We start from the raw sequence: 15,111 nt of genomic DNA, 5'->3' as shown, positions 1-15,111 counted from the left end.
GCCGAAAGGGCCGGGGCCGCCGGCCGGGAGGAGTGCCCGCATGGACCTCATGGCCAACCTTACGGACAGCATCGGGCAGGAACTCGCCTGGCAGATTCCCCTGTACGAGCAATTCCACCGGAACCCCGAGCTTGGCCTTGCCGAACACGCAACGTCCGCCGCGGCAGCGGACCTGCTGGCCGGCTGGGGCTTTGACGTCCGGCACTTTGGCCGCACCGGCGTCGTGGGCGTTCTCGCCAACGGCGCCGGTTCCTGCGTCCTGGCCCGGGCGGACATGGACGCCCTACCCGTCGCCGAGGCCACCGGTGCGACGTACGCCTCCGCCGTTCCAGGGGTGATGCACGCCTGCGCGCACGACATGCACGTGGTGGCACTGCTCGGCGCGGCAAAGTATCTGGCTGGCCACCGGGACACTTGGCAGGGCACCTACGTTGCCTTGTTCCAGCCGGCGGAGGAGACGGCGGCGGGGTCCCGGGCAATGCTCGACGACGGCCTGGCCGCCGGAATCCCGCGGCCGGACATTGCGCTGGCCCAGCACGTCATGCCCACCGAGGCGGGAACCATCGGCACCACGCCGGGTCCCGTGCTGTCGGCCGGCGATTCGGTGCGCATCACCGTGCACGGCCGGGGTGCGCACGGATCCATGCCGCACAAGTCGGTCGATCCGGTGGTGCTGGCTGCCTCGATCATCCTCCGCCTGCAGACCGTGGTGTCCCGTGAAACGCGCCCGGGGGAGTTTGCGGTGCTGACCATCGGCTCGGTGACCGCCGGTGCCACGGCCAACATCATCCCGGACCGGGCGGAACTGCTGCTCAACCTCCGTACCTACAGCATGGCCGTCCGGAGCCAGATGCTCGCCGCCATCGAGCGGATTGTGCGCGGAGAGTGCGTCGCGGCCGGCTCGCCTCAGGAACCGGAGTTCGAGTACTACGACCAATACCCGCTGACCAGCAACGATCCCGAGGCCAACGCCAGGGTCACAGCGGCCTTCACCACGACGTTCGGTGCCGACGCCGTCTACCGCACCGCCCCGCAGACTGCGTCGGAGGATTTCAGCCGCATTCCCGACGCTTTCGGGGCCCCGTACGTGTACTGGGTTGTCGGGTCGGTGCCTCGGGAAACCTACCGGCAGGCGGTGGCAACGGGCGCCGTGGACACCGATATTCCAGCCAACCACTCACCGTTCTTCCTGCCCGCCGTGGATCCCACCCTGCGGGTGGCTACGCAGGCGCAGGCTGCCGCGGCCCTCGCGTACCTGGGCGACGCGGCTTCCTAGCCGCTTCGAGCCAGCAGGGACCGCATCTGCATGGCCGCGTCGCTGCCCGGTGCGGGGGTGTACACCACGATGTGGAGGTCCGGCCGGTCGGACGGGGACACCTGGTGGTGTTCCAGCTGGAGCACGCCGACAGCCGGGTGGTGGAAAAGGCGCTCGCGGGATTCGAAACCCAGGATGTCGTACAGGTCCCAGCCCTGCCGGAATTCCGGGCTGGCTTCCTTCAGCCGTTCCACCTGGTACTGGATGTCCGGATCACCGAGCCGCTGCCCGGCTTCGGCGCGGAATTCGGCAAGGAACCGCTTGCTGGTGGTTTCCCAGTCCGGCAGGAGGTTGCGGACATAGGGATCGGTGAACACCAGCCAGAGGAGGTTGCGGTCCGCCGGAGCCACGGTGGCGATGTTCGGAAACAGGGCGGCGTAGGCCGTGTTCCAGCCGGCCACGCCCCAGTCCGGGAACAGCGCGAAGCTCGGGTTGGGGTCCAGCGCATCGAGCAGGCGCTGGATGTGGGGCGGCGCGGAATCCGCTGCGGGGCCGGCTGGGGCCGCCGACGCGTACCCGCCCAAGGACAGGACGTAGCCCACGCCGGTTGCCGAGAGATGCAGTGCCCGGCTGACCGCCTCCAGGACCTGCCGGGACGGGCTGATGTCCCTGCCCTGCTCCAGCCAGGTGTACCAGGTGACGCTGACGCCCGAAAGGAACGCCACCTCTTCGCGGCGCAGTCCCCGGTCGCGCGCCCGGCCGATCGGCGGCAGCCCATAATCCGCCCGGAGGGCCTGGTCCCGGCGGGCGCGGAGGAAGAGGCCCAGCTCTTTGCGGCGCCCTGGTTCAGTCACCAGAAAATACTATTACTCTGGTACTCCTACTACTAGTAGTAAGAGCGTCTTCCGCATGGGAGGCCATGCCCGCAGGATGGTAAGCATGCCTGCACTTCGCTCTAAAACTGTCACTCACGGCCGCAACATGGCCGGAGCCCGCGCACTGCTGCGCGCGTCCGGCGTCGCCAACTCGGATATCGGCAAGCCGATCATCGCCGTGGCGAACTCCTTCACCGAATTCGTCCCCGGCCACACCCACCTCGCGCCCGTGGGCAGGATCGTCTCCGACGCGATCCTCGCCGCCGGCGCCGTGCCCCGCGAGTTCAACACCATTGCCGTGGATGACGGCATCGCCATGGGCCACAGCGGCATGCTGTACTCGCTGCCGTCCCGCGACCTGATCGCCGACTCCGTGGAGTACATGGTCAACGCCCACTGCGCCGACGCCCTGGTCTGCATCTCCAACTGCGACAAGATCACCCCGGGCATGCTCATGGCGGCACTGCGCCTGAACATCCCCGTGGTCTTCGTCTCCGGTGGCCCCATGGAAGCCGGACGCGTCACCCTCACCGACGGCTCCGTCCGTTCCCTGGACCTGGTGAACGCGATTGCCGACGCCGTGGACGAGTCCATCTCCGATGCCGACATCAACCTCATCGAAGAGAACGCCTGCCCCACCTGCGGTTCCTGCTCCGGCATGTTCACCGCCAACTCCATGAACTGCCTCACCGAGGCCATCGGCCTGTCCCTGCCGGGCAACGGCTCCGTGCTGGCCACCCACACCGCCCGCAAGGCGCTCTACGAGAAGGCCGGGACCACCGTCGTCGAGCTGGTGAAGCGTTACTACGACGGCGACGACGAGTCCGTGCTGCCGCGCTCCATCGCCACCGCAAAGGCCTTCGACAACGCCATGGCGCTGGACATCTCCATGGGCGGCTCCACCAACACCATCCTGCACCTGCTGGCCGCCGCCCAGGAGGCCGGCGTGGACTACGGCCTGGCCGAGATGGACGCCAAATCCCGCCAGGTGCCCTGCCTGGCCAAGGTGGCACCCAACGTCGCCAAGGACAAGACCTACTACATGGAGGACGTGCACCGTGCCGGCGGCATCCCGGCCCTGCTGGGCGAGCTGAACCGCGGCGGACTCCTGCACAAGGACGTCCACTCCGTCCACTCCAATGACCTGGACGGCTGGCTGGATGACTGGGACATCCGCGGCGGCAAGGCCACCGAAGAAGCGAAGGCCCTCTGGCACGCGGCCCCCGGCGGCGTCCGCTCCTCCACCGCGTTCTCGCAGTCGAACGAGTGGACTTCCCTGGACACGGACGCGGCGGAAGGCTGCATCCGCTCCGTCGAGCACGCATACTCCAAGGACGGCGGCCTGGCCGTGCTCCGCGGCAATGTGGCCGTCGACGGCGCCGTGGTGAAGACCGCCGGCGTGGACGAGTCCATTTGGGTCTTCTCCGGCCCGGCCGTGGTGTGCGAATCCCAGGATGAAGCCGTGGAGAAGATCCTGAACAAGACCGTCAAGGAAGGCGACGTGGTGGTGATCCGCTACGAAGGCCCCCGCGGTGGTCCCGGCATGCAGGAAATGCTCTACCCGACCTCGTTCCTCAAGGGCCGCGGCCTGGGCAAGAAGTGCGCCCTCATCACTGACGGCCGTTTCTCCGGTGGCACCTCCGGCCTGTCCATCGGCCACATCTCCCCGGAGGCTGCCTCCGGCGGCGCCATCGCCCTGGTGGAGGACGGCGACATCATCAGCATCGACATCACACAGCGCTCCATGCGGCTGGAGGTCTCTGACGAGGTCCTGGCCGAGCGCCGCGAGAAGCTGGAGGTCAACGGCGGTTACAAGCCCAAGGACCGGGACCGCCAGGTTTCCGCTGCCCTGCGCGCCTACGCCGCCATGGCCCTCTCGGCGGACAAGGGTGCAGTCCGGGACGTGTCGCTGCTGGAGCGGTAACGCTGGTTCCTGGTGGGGGAAGGGCAGGTCCATTGGCCCTTCTCCGCCAGGGAACAAGGCGCCACACTTGAGGGGTCATCGTCGAGCCCGGGGAGGTGTGGTGCGCAGGTTTGAACCGTCCCTCGCGGCAGCCGCCCTCGCCGGAGCGCCCGCCCCGCCGACGCGGTCGGAAGTTCCGTCCTCACCGCCCGCAGAAACAGCGCCCGGCGCTCCCGCGGTCAGTTCCGCTGCGGCGGCCTGGACCACGTTTACGACGGCGGATGGCACCATGGCGTTCGACCTTCCCGCCGGCTGGCGCGTCAAGGACCCTGCGGGGGAACTGGCCGAGGGCGGCGGGGCATTCTCCGAGGTCCGGAACCAGTCCGGAAAGATAATGGCCACGCTGAGGACCAACATGGCCACCGGGTCGACCTGCACCGAAAGATACCCCTACGAAATCCTGGACACGGTGGACGTCCCGGCACTGGTCCAGGGTGGAGCGGTGCCGCAGTTCGTGTTCGAATCCCGTGCGAATGCCCAGACCCCCGGCCTGTACAGCACCCCGGCTGCCGGTTACGGCATCACCTCGGGCCCCGCAGCAAGCGGCCCGGACGCGTGCCCCATCTTCCAGTTCTTCAGCTGGCCCCCAAACGCTGCCATGTTCGGGGCGTCCTACGACCCCAACAACAACGCGACACCCGGCGACCCGTCGCTCCCGTACCTGGAACTCGCCCGGAAGTACCGGGGCACGGCCGAGTATTCGGACATCCGGAAGATGATCACGTCGCTGCGGCCGGTGCAGCACTAGCCGGACAACGCTGGCAGGGGGCCGCCCAATGGGGGGACCAACGCCCCGCCCTGCCGTCCTGCCCCTCCGGTACCCTTTTCACATGGTGCAGGAAGCAGCCGATTACCGGGCGGAAGGCATCCTGCTCGCCGGGGCGGGACGGGCCATCCTGCTGCAGCTTGCCAATCCTGCCATCGGCCGCGGGGTGGCGGCACACAGCACCTTCACCGAACGTCCCGTGAACCGGCTCAAGGGCACGCTCACCTATGTCTATGCCGTCGTGTACGGAACCGATGAGCAGGTGCATGAGGTGCGCCGCAGGGTGAACCGGGCCCACGCCCCCGTGCGGCGCGTTCCCGACGAATCGTCCGCAGGCTACAGCGCCTACGATCCCGCGCTGCAGCTCTGGGTGGCGGCCACGCTCTACGACACAGCGCTCACCGTCATCGAGAAGATCTACGGCCCGCTCGATGACGCCGCAGCGGACGCCATGTACCGGGACTATGCACGGCTCGGTACGGCGCTTCAGGTTCCGGCGGCCATGTGGCCTGCGGACCGGGACGCGTTCGGCCGCTACTGGCAGGAGCAGGTCGCCGCACTGCGGGTGGAAGCCGAAGGCGCCCAGGTTGGCCGTGGCCTGCTGTACCCGGAAAACACCGCCCTCTGGTACCGGGCCATCATGCCCTCCGCCCGGTTCCTGACCGCCGGGCTGCTGCCGGGCCAGCTGCGGAAGGACTTCGGCCTCACCTGGAGCGACCGTCACGAGCGGCGCTTCAACCTGACCATGCGCATCCTGGCGGTGGCCTACCCCAAACTTCCACGGCGAACCCGGCACTGGTTCAAGGACTACTGCCTGGGCGAACTCGACAAGGACCTGCGCGGGACCGGCCGGCTGCAGCAGCGCCAGGGGAGCCGTGCGTAGTTCCACCCCCGTCGAACAGAGGATCGACGACTACGCCCGCCGCTTCCTGGCCACGGCCCCGGCCCGCGGCGCCAGGGCACGGCTCACCGAGTTCACCGTTTTCGGCCTCAAACAGGGCTGGGCCTGTATCTTCGGAGCAGCGCTCCTGGCCGTGCTCATGGGCGCCCGGCTGTGGTACCCGGACACAGCGGTACTGGCGCGGAACGATTTCCTGACGCTCGCCGCCGTCGTCATCCAGGTCCTCATGGTCGCGTTCAAACTGGAAACCCTGAAGGAACTGCGCGTCATCGTCATGTTCCACCTTGTGGGGACAGTGATGGAACTGTTCAAAACAGACGTCGGCTCCTGGTCCTACGAGGCCGAGGGCGTCCTCCGGATCGGGGCTGTACCGCTCTTCAGCGGCTTCATGTATGCCGCCGTGGGCTCGTACATGGTGCGCGTCTACCGGCTCTTCGACCTCAGGTTCGATGCCTACCCGAGGCGCTGGATCACCGCCATCCTCGCCGGCGCCATCTACGCCAACTTCTTCACCCACCACTACATCTGGGACCTGCGCTGGGTGCTGCTGGCCGCCGTCGTGATTGTGTATGGCCGCTGCGTGATGCACTTCCGTGTCTTCCGCAGGGAGTTCCGCATGCCGCTGGTGGCCTCCTTCCTGCTGGTGGCCCTGTTCATCTGGATCGCCGAGAACATCGCCACCTGGTCCGGGGCCTGGCTCTACCCCAGCCAGGCCGCCGGCTGGCATCCGGTGGGCCTGGAGAACTCGTGGCCTGGTTCCTGCTGATGCTCATCTCCGTGGTGCTGGTGGCCTGGGTCTACAAGCCCCGGCCGCCGGAGCCAAGAGACGGACGACGCATGGGCATTCCGTCGGCTGCATTGCCGCGCTAAAAGGGGGTCTGCCAAGACCCGTTTCAGCAGGGCCCTCGCTACGGCTTCGGGACCACGCTTTGATGGACTGTATGCCTCCCGAAACCACAACCAGCAGAACCAGCACGCCGCAAAAAAACCACGGCAGCGGGCATCGCCAGGCCCACTGGGGAGGCGTCTTTGCGATGTCGCTGTGCGTCTTCGCCCTGATCGCCTCCGAGTTCATGCCGGTCAGCCTGCTCACGCCAATGGCAGCGGAGCTCCAGGTCTCCGAGGGGATGGTGGGGCAGGGCATCGCGGTCTCCGGCCTGTTCGCGGTCCTCACCAGCCTGTCGGTCTCCCGCCTGGCCGGCAACCTGAACCGCAAGGCCCTGCTGCTGGGACTCACGGCATTGATGGCAGTCTCCGGAGCACTGGTGGCCCTGGCGCCGGGATACCTGATCTTCATGACCGGCCGCGCCCTCATCGGCGTGGTGATCGGGGGATTCTGGTCCCTCTCCGCGGCCACCGCCATGCGGCTGGTCCCGCCCCACCAGGTGCCGCGCGCCCTGGCGATCTTCAATGGCGGCAATGCCCTCGCCACCGTCCTGGCCGCCCCGCTGGGCAGCTGGCTGGGCGCCGTCATGGGCTGGCGGGCGGCCTTCTTCTGCTTGGTTCCACTGGCCGCCGTTGCTTTGGCCTGGCAGTGGTTCAGCCTTCCGTCCATGACGGTGGACAAGCCGCGGGAAGCGGGCAGCGTCCTGGCGATCTTCGCCGCGTTCAAGAACCGCCCGGTGGCCTGGGGCATGGCCGCATGCGGGTCCTTCTTCATGGGACAGTTCGTCCTGTTCACCTACATCCGCCCGTTCCTGGAACGGGTGACGCGGGTTGATGCCGCCACGGTGTCCCTGGTCCTGCTGGTGCTGGGCGTGGCAGGCTTTGCCGGCACCATGCTGATCGGCCGGTTCCTGGGGAAAGCCCTGTACCGCACGCTCGCCACCATTCCCGCGCTCATGGCCGTCATTGCGGCGCTGCTCGTGCCGGCCGGCGGCTGGTTCGCCGCCGTGGTGGTTCTGTTGGGTTTGTGGGGCTTGCTGTCAACGGCCGCGCCGGTGGGCTGGTGGAGCTGGATCGCCGAGGCCATGCCGCACGACGCCGAGGCAGGCGGCGGCCTGATGGTGGCCGTAGTCCAGACCTCGATCGCCATCGGCTCAACCCTGGGCGGCGTCCTGTTCGACTCCGCCGGTTACGGCGGCACCTTCATCGCCAGCGCAACCGTCCTGTCCGCCGCCGGCGTGCTGGCGTTCGTGACCGCCAAAGCCACGCACCGGTCGGCGTGACCAACAGATTTCCAGTTAACCGAATCAACAGGAGGAGACCATGAAGTTCACCAAGAGCGGCGGCCAGACCGGCGCCGGGCCAAAGGAATGGTTCACGGGAACGGTGCAGATCGACGGGATCCGCAACCCTGATGAACAGTCGGCTATCGGCTGCGCCCATGTCCGGTTCGCCCCGGGCGCCCGCACCGCGTGGCACCACCATCCGAAGGGCCAGACCCTCTACGTCACCGACGGCATTGGGCTGGTTGCCCGCCGCGGCGGCGAGGTCCAGGAAATCCGTCCGGGCGACGTCGTCTACATCGAACCCGGCGAGGAACACTGGCACGGGGCCACCCCCGAGCGGTTCATGGCGCACGTGGCCATGCAGGAAGCTGATGCGGACGGCCAGGTGGTCACCTGGCTCGGCCACGTCACTGACGAGGAGTACGGGGCGTAGCTTCCGCCCCGGGCAGGAAAAGAGCGCACGACGCCGGAGGAATCCGGCGCCGTCCGCTCTCCTCGTCGTGGGGGATCGTCAGTCGTCGTAGGTGTTGGCGATGTAGACATCGCACGGGGCGTTGTGCGCGACGCTGTTAGCGACACTGCCGAGGAGCCGGCCGATGCCGCGCATCCTGCGGTTGCCCACCACGATCAACCGGGCGTCCAGGCGGATCGCTTCCTTGATCAGGGAATCGGCGGGCTTGCCCCGGGCAGCGAAGTGGGTGACCTCCACCCCGGGCCGGGAGTTGGCCAGGTCCCTCGCCACGATCTCCGAGCTGTCCGCATTGGAAATCCTGACCTTGTCCGAACCCACGCCGAAAGTTTCGGCGGTTTCGCTTTCAAACCCGGTCACCACATGCAGTGACGCGCCCAGCGATTCCGCCAGGCCCAAGGCCACTTCCGCAGCTTTCCGTGCCGACGGGCTCGCGTCCACGCCTACAACTACTACTCCACTCATCCTGCACTCCTTCGTTAGTCCTGGCGCAATGTCCACCTGCCAGTCTAGGGAGTACCCCCGTCATGCTCCGGTATCACACAGTAGCTGCCGTCAACGTGGCCGCTGCCTGCCCATTAGAACGCCGGCCCGATCGAGGCCAGTTCAGGAGCGGCAGCTCCGGCATACCGGTTCTCCGGACGCGCCAACCCATAGTGCTCCCGCAGGGTCCGTCCGGTGTATTCGGTGCGGAACAGTCCGCGCTCCTGCAGGATGGGCACCACCTGGTCCACGAAGGTTTCCAGCCCGGAGGGGAGCACCGGCGGCATGATGTTGAAGCCGTCAGCCGCGCCGCCGTCGAACCATTCCTGGATGGCGTCCGCCACCTGTACGGGCGTGCCGGTGAAGGTCCGGTGCCCGCGGCCGCCGCCCAGCCGGCCGATCAGCTCCCGTACCGTGAGCTGCTCGCGGCGGGCCAGTTGCACGATCAAGGTGTAGCGGCTCTTGGCCCCCTCGATCTCATCCTCGCTGGGCAGGTTGGCCGGCAGTTGGCGGTCCAGGGGCAGGTCCTCCGGGTCCACGCGGAGGGTCTTGGCCAGCTGGATCCGGGCGTACTCCGGCTTGATCAGCCGATCCAGTTCGCGCTCCAGCTCCAGGGCCTCCTCCTCGGTGGCACCGATGACCGGGACAATGCCCGGCAGGATCTTGATGGTCTCCGGGTCCCGGCCGGCGGCGGCGGTGCGGGCTTTGAGGTCCCGGTAGAACTCCTGCGCGTCGGCCAGGGTCTGGTGCGCGGTGAAGACGGCGTCCGCGTAGCGGGCGGCGAGGTCCTTGCCGTCCTCGGACGATCCGGCCTGGACAATCAGGGGATGGCCCTGCGGTGAGCGGGGGACATTGAGGGGGCCGCGGACTTTGAAGTGCTTGCTCTGGTGGTCGATGGTGCGGATCTTGTCCCCGTCACCCCATACGCCGGCGGCTTTGTCTGCGAGCACGGCGTCGTCCCGCCAGCTGTCCCAGAGCTTCTGCGCCACCTCGATGAATTCGGCGGCACGCTCGTACCGGACGGCGTGGGCGGGCTGATCGTCCACGCCGAAGTTACGGGCGGCGTCGGGTCCGGCGGTGGTCACCACGTTCCAGCCGGCGCGGCCGCCGCTGGCCCAGTCCACCGAGGCGAAGCGGCGGGCCAGGTTGAACGGTTCGTTGTAGGTGGTGGAGGCCGTGGCGATCAGCCCGATGCGTTCGGTGGCGCCCGCGATGGCCGTGAGCAGCACCGTGGGCTCCAGCTTGCCGGCCGGGCGGCGGCCCACCTCGCCGAACAGGACGGGGGAGTCGGCAAAGAAGATCGAATCGAGCTTGCCGCGCTCGGCTGTGCGCGCCAGCTGTTGGTAGTGCGCCACATTGGTGCCCGCGTGCGGATCGCTTTCCGGCAACCGCCAGGAGGCTTCGTGGTGGCCTGTGCTCATCAGGAAGGCGTTGAGGTGGAGGTGGCGCTGCGGTTCAGTGGGCGTGCTGCTCATGGGAGGCTCCTTGGAGAGTTTGGGTTAGCGGCCGACGACGGCGGGCAGGGCGGGACGGACGGGTTCCGGGGCTTCGACGCCGAGTGCGGCCAGGAGATCGCGGCGGAGGGCCTCGTGCCCGGAGGTGTCAGCGGAGGTGCGGATGGGTTGCGGTACGGGCCGGACCGTGGCGATCCGGCCCTGGTCCAGGACCACGATCCGGTCAGCCAGGGCGATGGCCTCATCCACGTCGTGGGTGACCAGCAGGACGGCGGGACGATGGACTGCCACCAGGTCCTGGAGGAGGCCATGCATCCTGATCCGGGTCAGCGCGTCCAGGGCACCGAACGGCTCGTCCGCCAGCAGCAGCTGCGGTTCGCGGACCAGGGAGCGGGCCAGCGCCACGCGCTGCTGTTCGCCGCCGGAGAGTTGGTGCGGCCAGGCCTTTTCGCGCCCGGCGAGCCCCACCTCCGCGAGGGCCTTGCGGGCCCGGGCCTCGGCGTCGTGCTCCGGGACGCCCAGGGTGACATTGCCCAGCACGCTGTCCCACGGCAGCAGCCGGGAGTCCTGGAAGACCACGGAGACGCGGTCCGGGACGCTGATCACGCCGCTGCCGCGGACCTCGTGGTCCAGGCCGGCCAGGGCACGCAGCAGGGTGCTCTTCCCGCAGCCGCTGGGTCCCAGCAGGGCCACGAATTCGCCGGGCGCGATGTCCAGGTCCACACCGTCCAGGACACTCTTGGTACCGAAGCTGCGGTTGAGCCCGCGGACTGAAACAGCGGCGCCGGACTTGGTGCCGGCGGGGGAGGGGGCGACGGCGGTCAGCCCGCCAGGGTGCGCTGCCATGAGAGGGCCTTTCGTTCGATGAAACGGACAATTCCGTCGGAGAGGAGGCCAAGGATGCCGTAGACGGCCAGGCCCAGGATGATGATGTTGGTCTGGCCGTAGGTGCGGGCGAGCTCCATCATGTAGCCGATCCCGCTGGTGGCGTTGATCTGTTCCACCACCACCAGGGACACCCAGGCGCCGGTCACCGCGAAGCGCAGGCCCAGGAAGAAGCCCGGCAGGGCGCCGGGGAGGACCACCTTGCGGATGAAGCCGGCCCGGCCCAGGCCCACCGTCCGGGCAAGTTCGACGAACCGCAGGTCGATGCCGCGCAGCCCGGCATGGGTCTGCAGGTAGACGGGGACAAAGACGCCCAGGGTGATGGTGAGGACCTTCATGGTCTCGTCGATGCCGAACCACAGGATGAGCAGTGGGATCAGGGCCAGGCCGGGAATGGCGCGCTTGATCTGCACCGGCCCGTCGATGAGCGCTTCACCGATCCGGCTCAGCCCGGACAGCAGGGCCAGCACCGCTCCCACCAGGATGCCGAAGAACAGTCCCAGGCCGGCGCGCTGGGCGGAGATGGCCAGGTTCTCCTGGAGCCGGCCGTCGGCGATGAGCTCACCGGCGGTGGCCACGACGGTCCAGGGTTCGGAGAGGATGCGCGGGTCCAGCGCCCCGGTGGCGGAAGCGGCTGTCCACAGCAGCAGCAAAGCGGACGGACCCACCCAGGCGAGCCGCCGTCGTCGTCCGGGCCCCAGCCTCCTGCCTGTGGGCCGCACGTCCGGCCGGCCAGCCTGTGCGGGGTCCTGGTGCGGTGCGACGACGGGGCGGTCCAGTACGGCGCTCATGCCGCGCCAGCCTTGGCGGCGGAGGCGAACGCAGTGCCGGCGATGGCCTCGAAGCGGGTGTCATACAGGTCCGCCGCCGTCAACTGCGGCTTTTTCTGCTCGCGCGCCAGCAGGTCGATGGTTTCCTGGTGCCGGGCGATCGCGTCGGTCCACGTGGTGGGCAGGTCGCGTTTGCCGGTGGCGTCGATCAGGTACTGGCCGTCCTCACCGGACAGGCCCTGGTCCTTGACGTAGTAGCCCGCCAGCCACTCGGCCGGGTGGTCCTCGATCCAGCGCTGCGCCTTGCCCCAGACCTTCGCGTAGGCGGCAAGGGCGGCGGCCTTATCGGGATCGGCCAGGACTTTGGCGGGGGAGTAGAGGAGGCTGGGATCATCGCGGAGCCCGTGGCGGAGGGTGGTGGCGCCGTCGGCCTTGTATTTGGCCAGGTAGCGCTTGATCTGGACGCCGCCCAGCGGAGCCGCGTCCACCTGCTTGCTGGCCAGCGCGGTGGCGTAGGCGTCCCCGGTGCTGGGGAGCTCCACCAGCTTGACGTCTTCCTGCTTGAGGCCGGCTTTGTCCAGGATGCGCAGCACCAGGGCGCCCTGTGCCTGGCCGGGGGAGTAGGCCACTTTCTTCCCGCGCAACTCCTCGAGCTTGCCGATGCCGGCTCCCGGTGCCACACCGAGCTCGTAGATGGGATGGTTCACCGCGTCCTGCCGGTAGCCGGCGGCGATGATGCGGACGTCCAGCCCGGTCCAGGTGGCGTGGATGGGCGGAATGTCCGCCACTGACCCGACGTCCAGGGCGTTGGCGCGGAAGGCCTCGGTGGTCTGCGGGCCGCCGGAGATGTTGGCGAATTCCACCGTAAAGCCGTCCAGGTCCTTGATCAGGCCGGACAGTTCCAGGGCCACTTTGATGCTGGGATCTCCCACCGTGATGGTGGTTCCGGCGGGGACGGAGGCGCCCAGCGGGCCAAGGGATGACTGGCTGATGCGTTCGGCGCCCGCGGTGGCGGCACCGCCGCAGGCTGAGAGCAGCCCCGCGGCAGGCAGGGCCAGGAGGGCGCCCAGGGCGCGGCGGCGGGTAAACGCCCGAGCGGGGCCGGGTCGGGGCGGGGATGCTGGGAAGGACATGGTGTTCCTTTCGGGAAGATTCCGGGTACGACGACGGCACCCGGGATGGGTGCCCGGGTGGGCGTGGGAGGTTGGTGGGGGTGCCTGAACGGCGCTGGGTGCGTGGTTTTGCGCTGATGTCCCAGGTGGTGCGTACGGCTTGGCCGGTGCCGTGGAAACACCTAAACACGGCTTGCGGGATCTTGGCCAGCATCACGCAACGGACGCTCAACGCGACGAAACGGCACTACTCATGGCGCCATCCTGGAGACAAAGCAGGCAACCCGGCGCCATGAACCGCAACGGACGTTAATGTGACTGGACGTCCGCAAGGGGCCGGCGTCAGGAGCGGAAAAGCTTCCTGCCCAGGCCCTGGAAGAACCCCGGTTCCAGCTCAGGATCGATCACCGCCGGCCGTGCACCGGTATCCGTCCCCCAACGTGCCACTGGCCGGCGCCTGTTGTTCCAGTCGACGGCCCCGAACTCCGGGTTGTAGAGCGGCGGGTCTACCCCTTCCGCCGTGAAGATGGCCCACATCCAGTCAGGGATGCAGTCCGCCGTCCGGGGGTAGGCCAGGAGTTGCCGTGCCCAGATGGACGCATCAGCCGGTTCCGCGCCGGGGTGCCACCGGCCGTCGCCCGTCTTCTTGAGAAGTTCTTCATCAAACAGTTCCACGGCTCCGGGGCGGTCAGGGTATACATGGACCTTCGCCGAGGTCCAGGTTCCGATACCCGGTTCGTAGGCCCGGCTGCGGTATTCGTCCAGCCATACGATCAGCGCCTCGTAGGAGAACTCTTCCTTGCCATCCACAAGGTCACGAAGTTTGCCGCCGGTGCGGGCGTAGCCGTGGCCAAGGGTACTGGAGCCCCGGTGGACCAGCACCTGCACCACTTCCTCCGCGCCACGGGCAAACCCGGCGGGACCAAAAGCCTCACGGCTGAGCTGTTCAAGGCCCTCAATGACGAACGGATCAGCTCTCAGGTCACGCACGGGCAGGTCACCGGCTTTCTTTGGTCGGAGGATGGAACGAAGGGTCCGGTGTCAGGCCCGGACGTGGCCCTGGGCCAAGCCGGCAATATTCTCGGTGACCGCCCAGGACGCCAGGAGCTTGAGGGCTTCCTCGGAGGCGCTGCCGGGGGTTGCGGGATACACGGTGAGGGTATGTCCGGGGTCCTCCTCCAGTCCGAGGACCTGGTAGTTCAGCTCAAGGAGCCCCACCACCGGGTGTTGGAAGAACTTGGTGCCCGCGTAGTGGCGCCGGACGTTGTGCGCGGCCCACAGGGTGCGGAATTCGTCGCTGCGCATGGACAGTTCGCCGATGAGTTCCGCGATCCCCTTGTCATGCGGGTTGCGGCCGGCCTCGCGGCGGAGGATGGCCACGTTGGTGTTCGCTGCCCGCTCCCAGTCCGTATAGAAGTTGTGGGCGCGGGGGTCCAGGAAGATGAACCGCGAGTGGTTGGCCGGCCTCGACGGAGTGCGGTACATGTCCGAGTAGAGGGCATACCCCAGGGTGTTGGCGGCCACGATGTCCAAACGGTTGTTGCCAATAAAGGCCGGCGCCCCCGTGATGGTGTCCAGGAGGAACTGCAGCTCCGGACGCACCGCCGTGGACGCCGAACCGCCGGCGCTCGCCGCCCGCTTGCGTCCCGAGGTGTTGGCTGCCCGTGCCAGGTCGTAGAGGTGGTCGTGCTCGGCCCGGTCCAGTTCCAGGGCGCCGGCAATGGCATCCAGGACGCTGTCCGAGACGCCACTGAGGTTGCCCCGTTCCAGGCGGGTGTAATAGTCCACGCTGACGCCCGCCAGCCGGGCTACCTCCTCGCGCCGCAGCCCGGGAACGCGGCGCCGGCCGCCGTACGGTTCAATGCCTGCCTGCTCGGGGGTGATGCGTCCACGGCGGGAGGAGAGGAACTGCCGTACCTCGGCTCGGTTATCCATAGGGACCACGTTACGACGATTCCGCGAACCCTAAGGAGGGTCTGCCAAAACCAGTTAGGGCAGGGCCCTCGC

At 68.2% G+C, this 15,111-nt stretch carries 14 protein-coding genes and 1 pseudogene; 7 read left to right on the top strand and 8 right to left on the bottom strand.

The annotated features are described in order from the left end of the window. Nucleotides 1-40: 40 nt before the first annotated feature. Entirely contained in the window at nucleotides 41-1,276 is a 1,236-nt protein-coding gene (locus ACX5I6_RS01890) for an amidohydrolase (protein ID WP_461839266.1), read from the top strand. Here the strand turns inward: ACX5I6_RS01890 and ACX5I6_RS01885 are convergent. Then, entirely contained in the window at nucleotides 1,273-2,109 is an 837-nt protein-coding gene (locus ACX5I6_RS01885) for a helix-turn-helix transcriptional regulator (RefSeq protein ID WP_461839265.1), read from the bottom strand. The genes ACX5I6_RS01890 and ACX5I6_RS01885 overlap by 4 nt on opposite strands. Nucleotides 2,110-2,194: 85 nt before the next feature. On the opposite strand from ACX5I6_RS01885, the gene ilvD reads away from it, so the two are divergent. The 6 genes and pseudogenes from ilvD to ACX5I6_RS01855 all read left to right on the top strand — a co-directional run bounded on the left by ilvD (nucleotide 2,195) and on the right by ACX5I6_RS01855 (nucleotide 8,364). Continuing rightward, nucleotides 2,195-4,054, top strand: coding sequence for a dihydroxy-acid dehydratase (gene ilvD / locus ACX5I6_RS01880; protein WP_461839264.1), 1,860 nt, complete (start codon nucleotides 2,195-2,197; stop codon nucleotides 4,052-4,054). 100 nt (nucleotides 4,055-4,154) lie between these two features. Further along, complete coding sequence (locus ACX5I6_RS01875; RefSeq protein ID WP_461839263.1) at nucleotides 4,155-4,841, top strand: hypothetical protein; 687 nt, start codon at nucleotides 4,155-4,157, stop codon at nucleotides 4,839-4,841. Nucleotides 4,842-4,923: 82 nt separating this feature from the next. After that, nucleotides 4,924-5,742 carry an oxygenase MpaB family protein gene (locus ACX5I6_RS01870; protein WP_461839262.1) on the top strand — a complete coding sequence of 273 codons (819 nt, stop codon included), beginning with the start codon at nucleotides 4,924-4,926 and terminating at the stop codon, nucleotides 5,740-5,742. Next, nucleotides 5,735-6,630 (top strand): annotated as a pseudogene (locus ACX5I6_RS01865) (DUF817 domain-containing protein). The gene ACX5I6_RS01870 and the pseudogene ACX5I6_RS01865 overlap by 8 nt, the downstream one beginning before the upstream one ends. Nucleotides 6,631-6,794: 164 nt before the next feature. Continuing rightward, nucleotides 6,795-7,928: an MFS transporter gene (locus tag ACX5I6_RS01860; protein ID WP_461839261.1), complete on the top strand. Its 1,134-nt coding sequence runs from the start codon at nucleotides 6,795-6,797 to the stop codon at nucleotides 7,926-7,928. Nucleotides 7,929-7,968: 40 nt separating this feature from the next. Further along, nucleotides 7,969-8,364, top strand: coding sequence for a (R)-mandelonitrile lyase (locus ACX5I6_RS01855; RefSeq protein WP_285248395.1), 396 nt, complete (start codon nucleotides 7,969-7,971; stop codon nucleotides 8,362-8,364). A gap of 78 nt (nucleotides 8,365-8,442) precedes the next feature. Here the strand turns inward: ACX5I6_RS01855 and ACX5I6_RS01850 are convergent, their stop codons facing one another. The 7 genes from ACX5I6_RS01850 to ACX5I6_RS01820 all read right to left on the bottom strand — a co-directional run bounded on the left by ACX5I6_RS01850 (nucleotide 8,443) and on the right by ACX5I6_RS01820 (nucleotide 15,039). Next, entirely contained in the window at nucleotides 8,443-8,865 is a 423-nt protein-coding gene (locus ACX5I6_RS01850; protein ID WP_285248396.1) for a universal stress protein, read from the bottom strand. 113 nt (nucleotides 8,866-8,978) lie between these two features. After that, nucleotides 8,979-10,358 (bottom strand): LLM class flavin-dependent oxidoreductase, encoded by a 1,380-nt coding sequence (locus tag ACX5I6_RS01845; protein ID WP_461839260.1) that lies wholly within the window; start codon nucleotides 10,356-10,358, stop codon nucleotides 8,979-8,981. Nucleotides 10,359-10,382: 24 nt separating this feature from the next. After that, nucleotides 10,383-11,183: an ABC transporter ATP-binding protein gene (locus tag ACX5I6_RS01840; RefSeq protein ID WP_461839259.1), complete on the bottom strand. Its 801-nt coding sequence runs from the start codon at nucleotides 11,181-11,183 to the stop codon at nucleotides 10,383-10,385. Then, on the bottom strand, nucleotides 11,159-12,013 hold the full coding sequence (locus tag ACX5I6_RS01835) for an ABC transporter permease (protein WP_461839258.1): 855 nt from the start codon (nucleotides 12,011-12,013) through the stop codon (nucleotides 11,159-11,161). Before ACX5I6_RS01835 ends, ACX5I6_RS01840 begins: the two co-directional genes overlap by 25 nt. Next, nucleotides 12,010-13,125 (bottom strand): ABC transporter substrate-binding protein, encoded by a 1,116-nt coding sequence (locus ACX5I6_RS01830; RefSeq protein WP_461839257.1) that lies wholly within the window; start codon nucleotides 13,123-13,125, stop codon nucleotides 12,010-12,012. The genes ACX5I6_RS01835 and ACX5I6_RS01830 overlap by 4 nt, the downstream gene beginning before the upstream one ends. Before the next feature lie 321 nt (nucleotides 13,126-13,446). Continuing rightward, a complete protein-coding gene (locus tag ACX5I6_RS01825) occupies nucleotides 13,447-14,094 on the bottom strand; it encodes a hypothetical protein (RefSeq protein ID WP_461839256.1) in 648 nt (215 codons plus the stop codon). Nucleotides 14,095-14,145: 51 nt separating this feature from the next. Next, nucleotides 14,146-15,039, bottom strand: a complete 894-nt coding sequence (locus ACX5I6_RS01820) for a helix-turn-helix transcriptional regulator (RefSeq protein WP_461839255.1) — start codon at nucleotides 15,037-15,039, stop codon at nucleotides 14,146-14,148. Nucleotides 15,040-15,111: the final 72 nt, after the last annotated feature.

The sequence above is a fragment of the Arthrobacter sp. MMS24-T111 genome (assembly GCF_054888995.1).
This window is presented reverse-complemented; position numbering and strand designations above follow the sequence as displayed.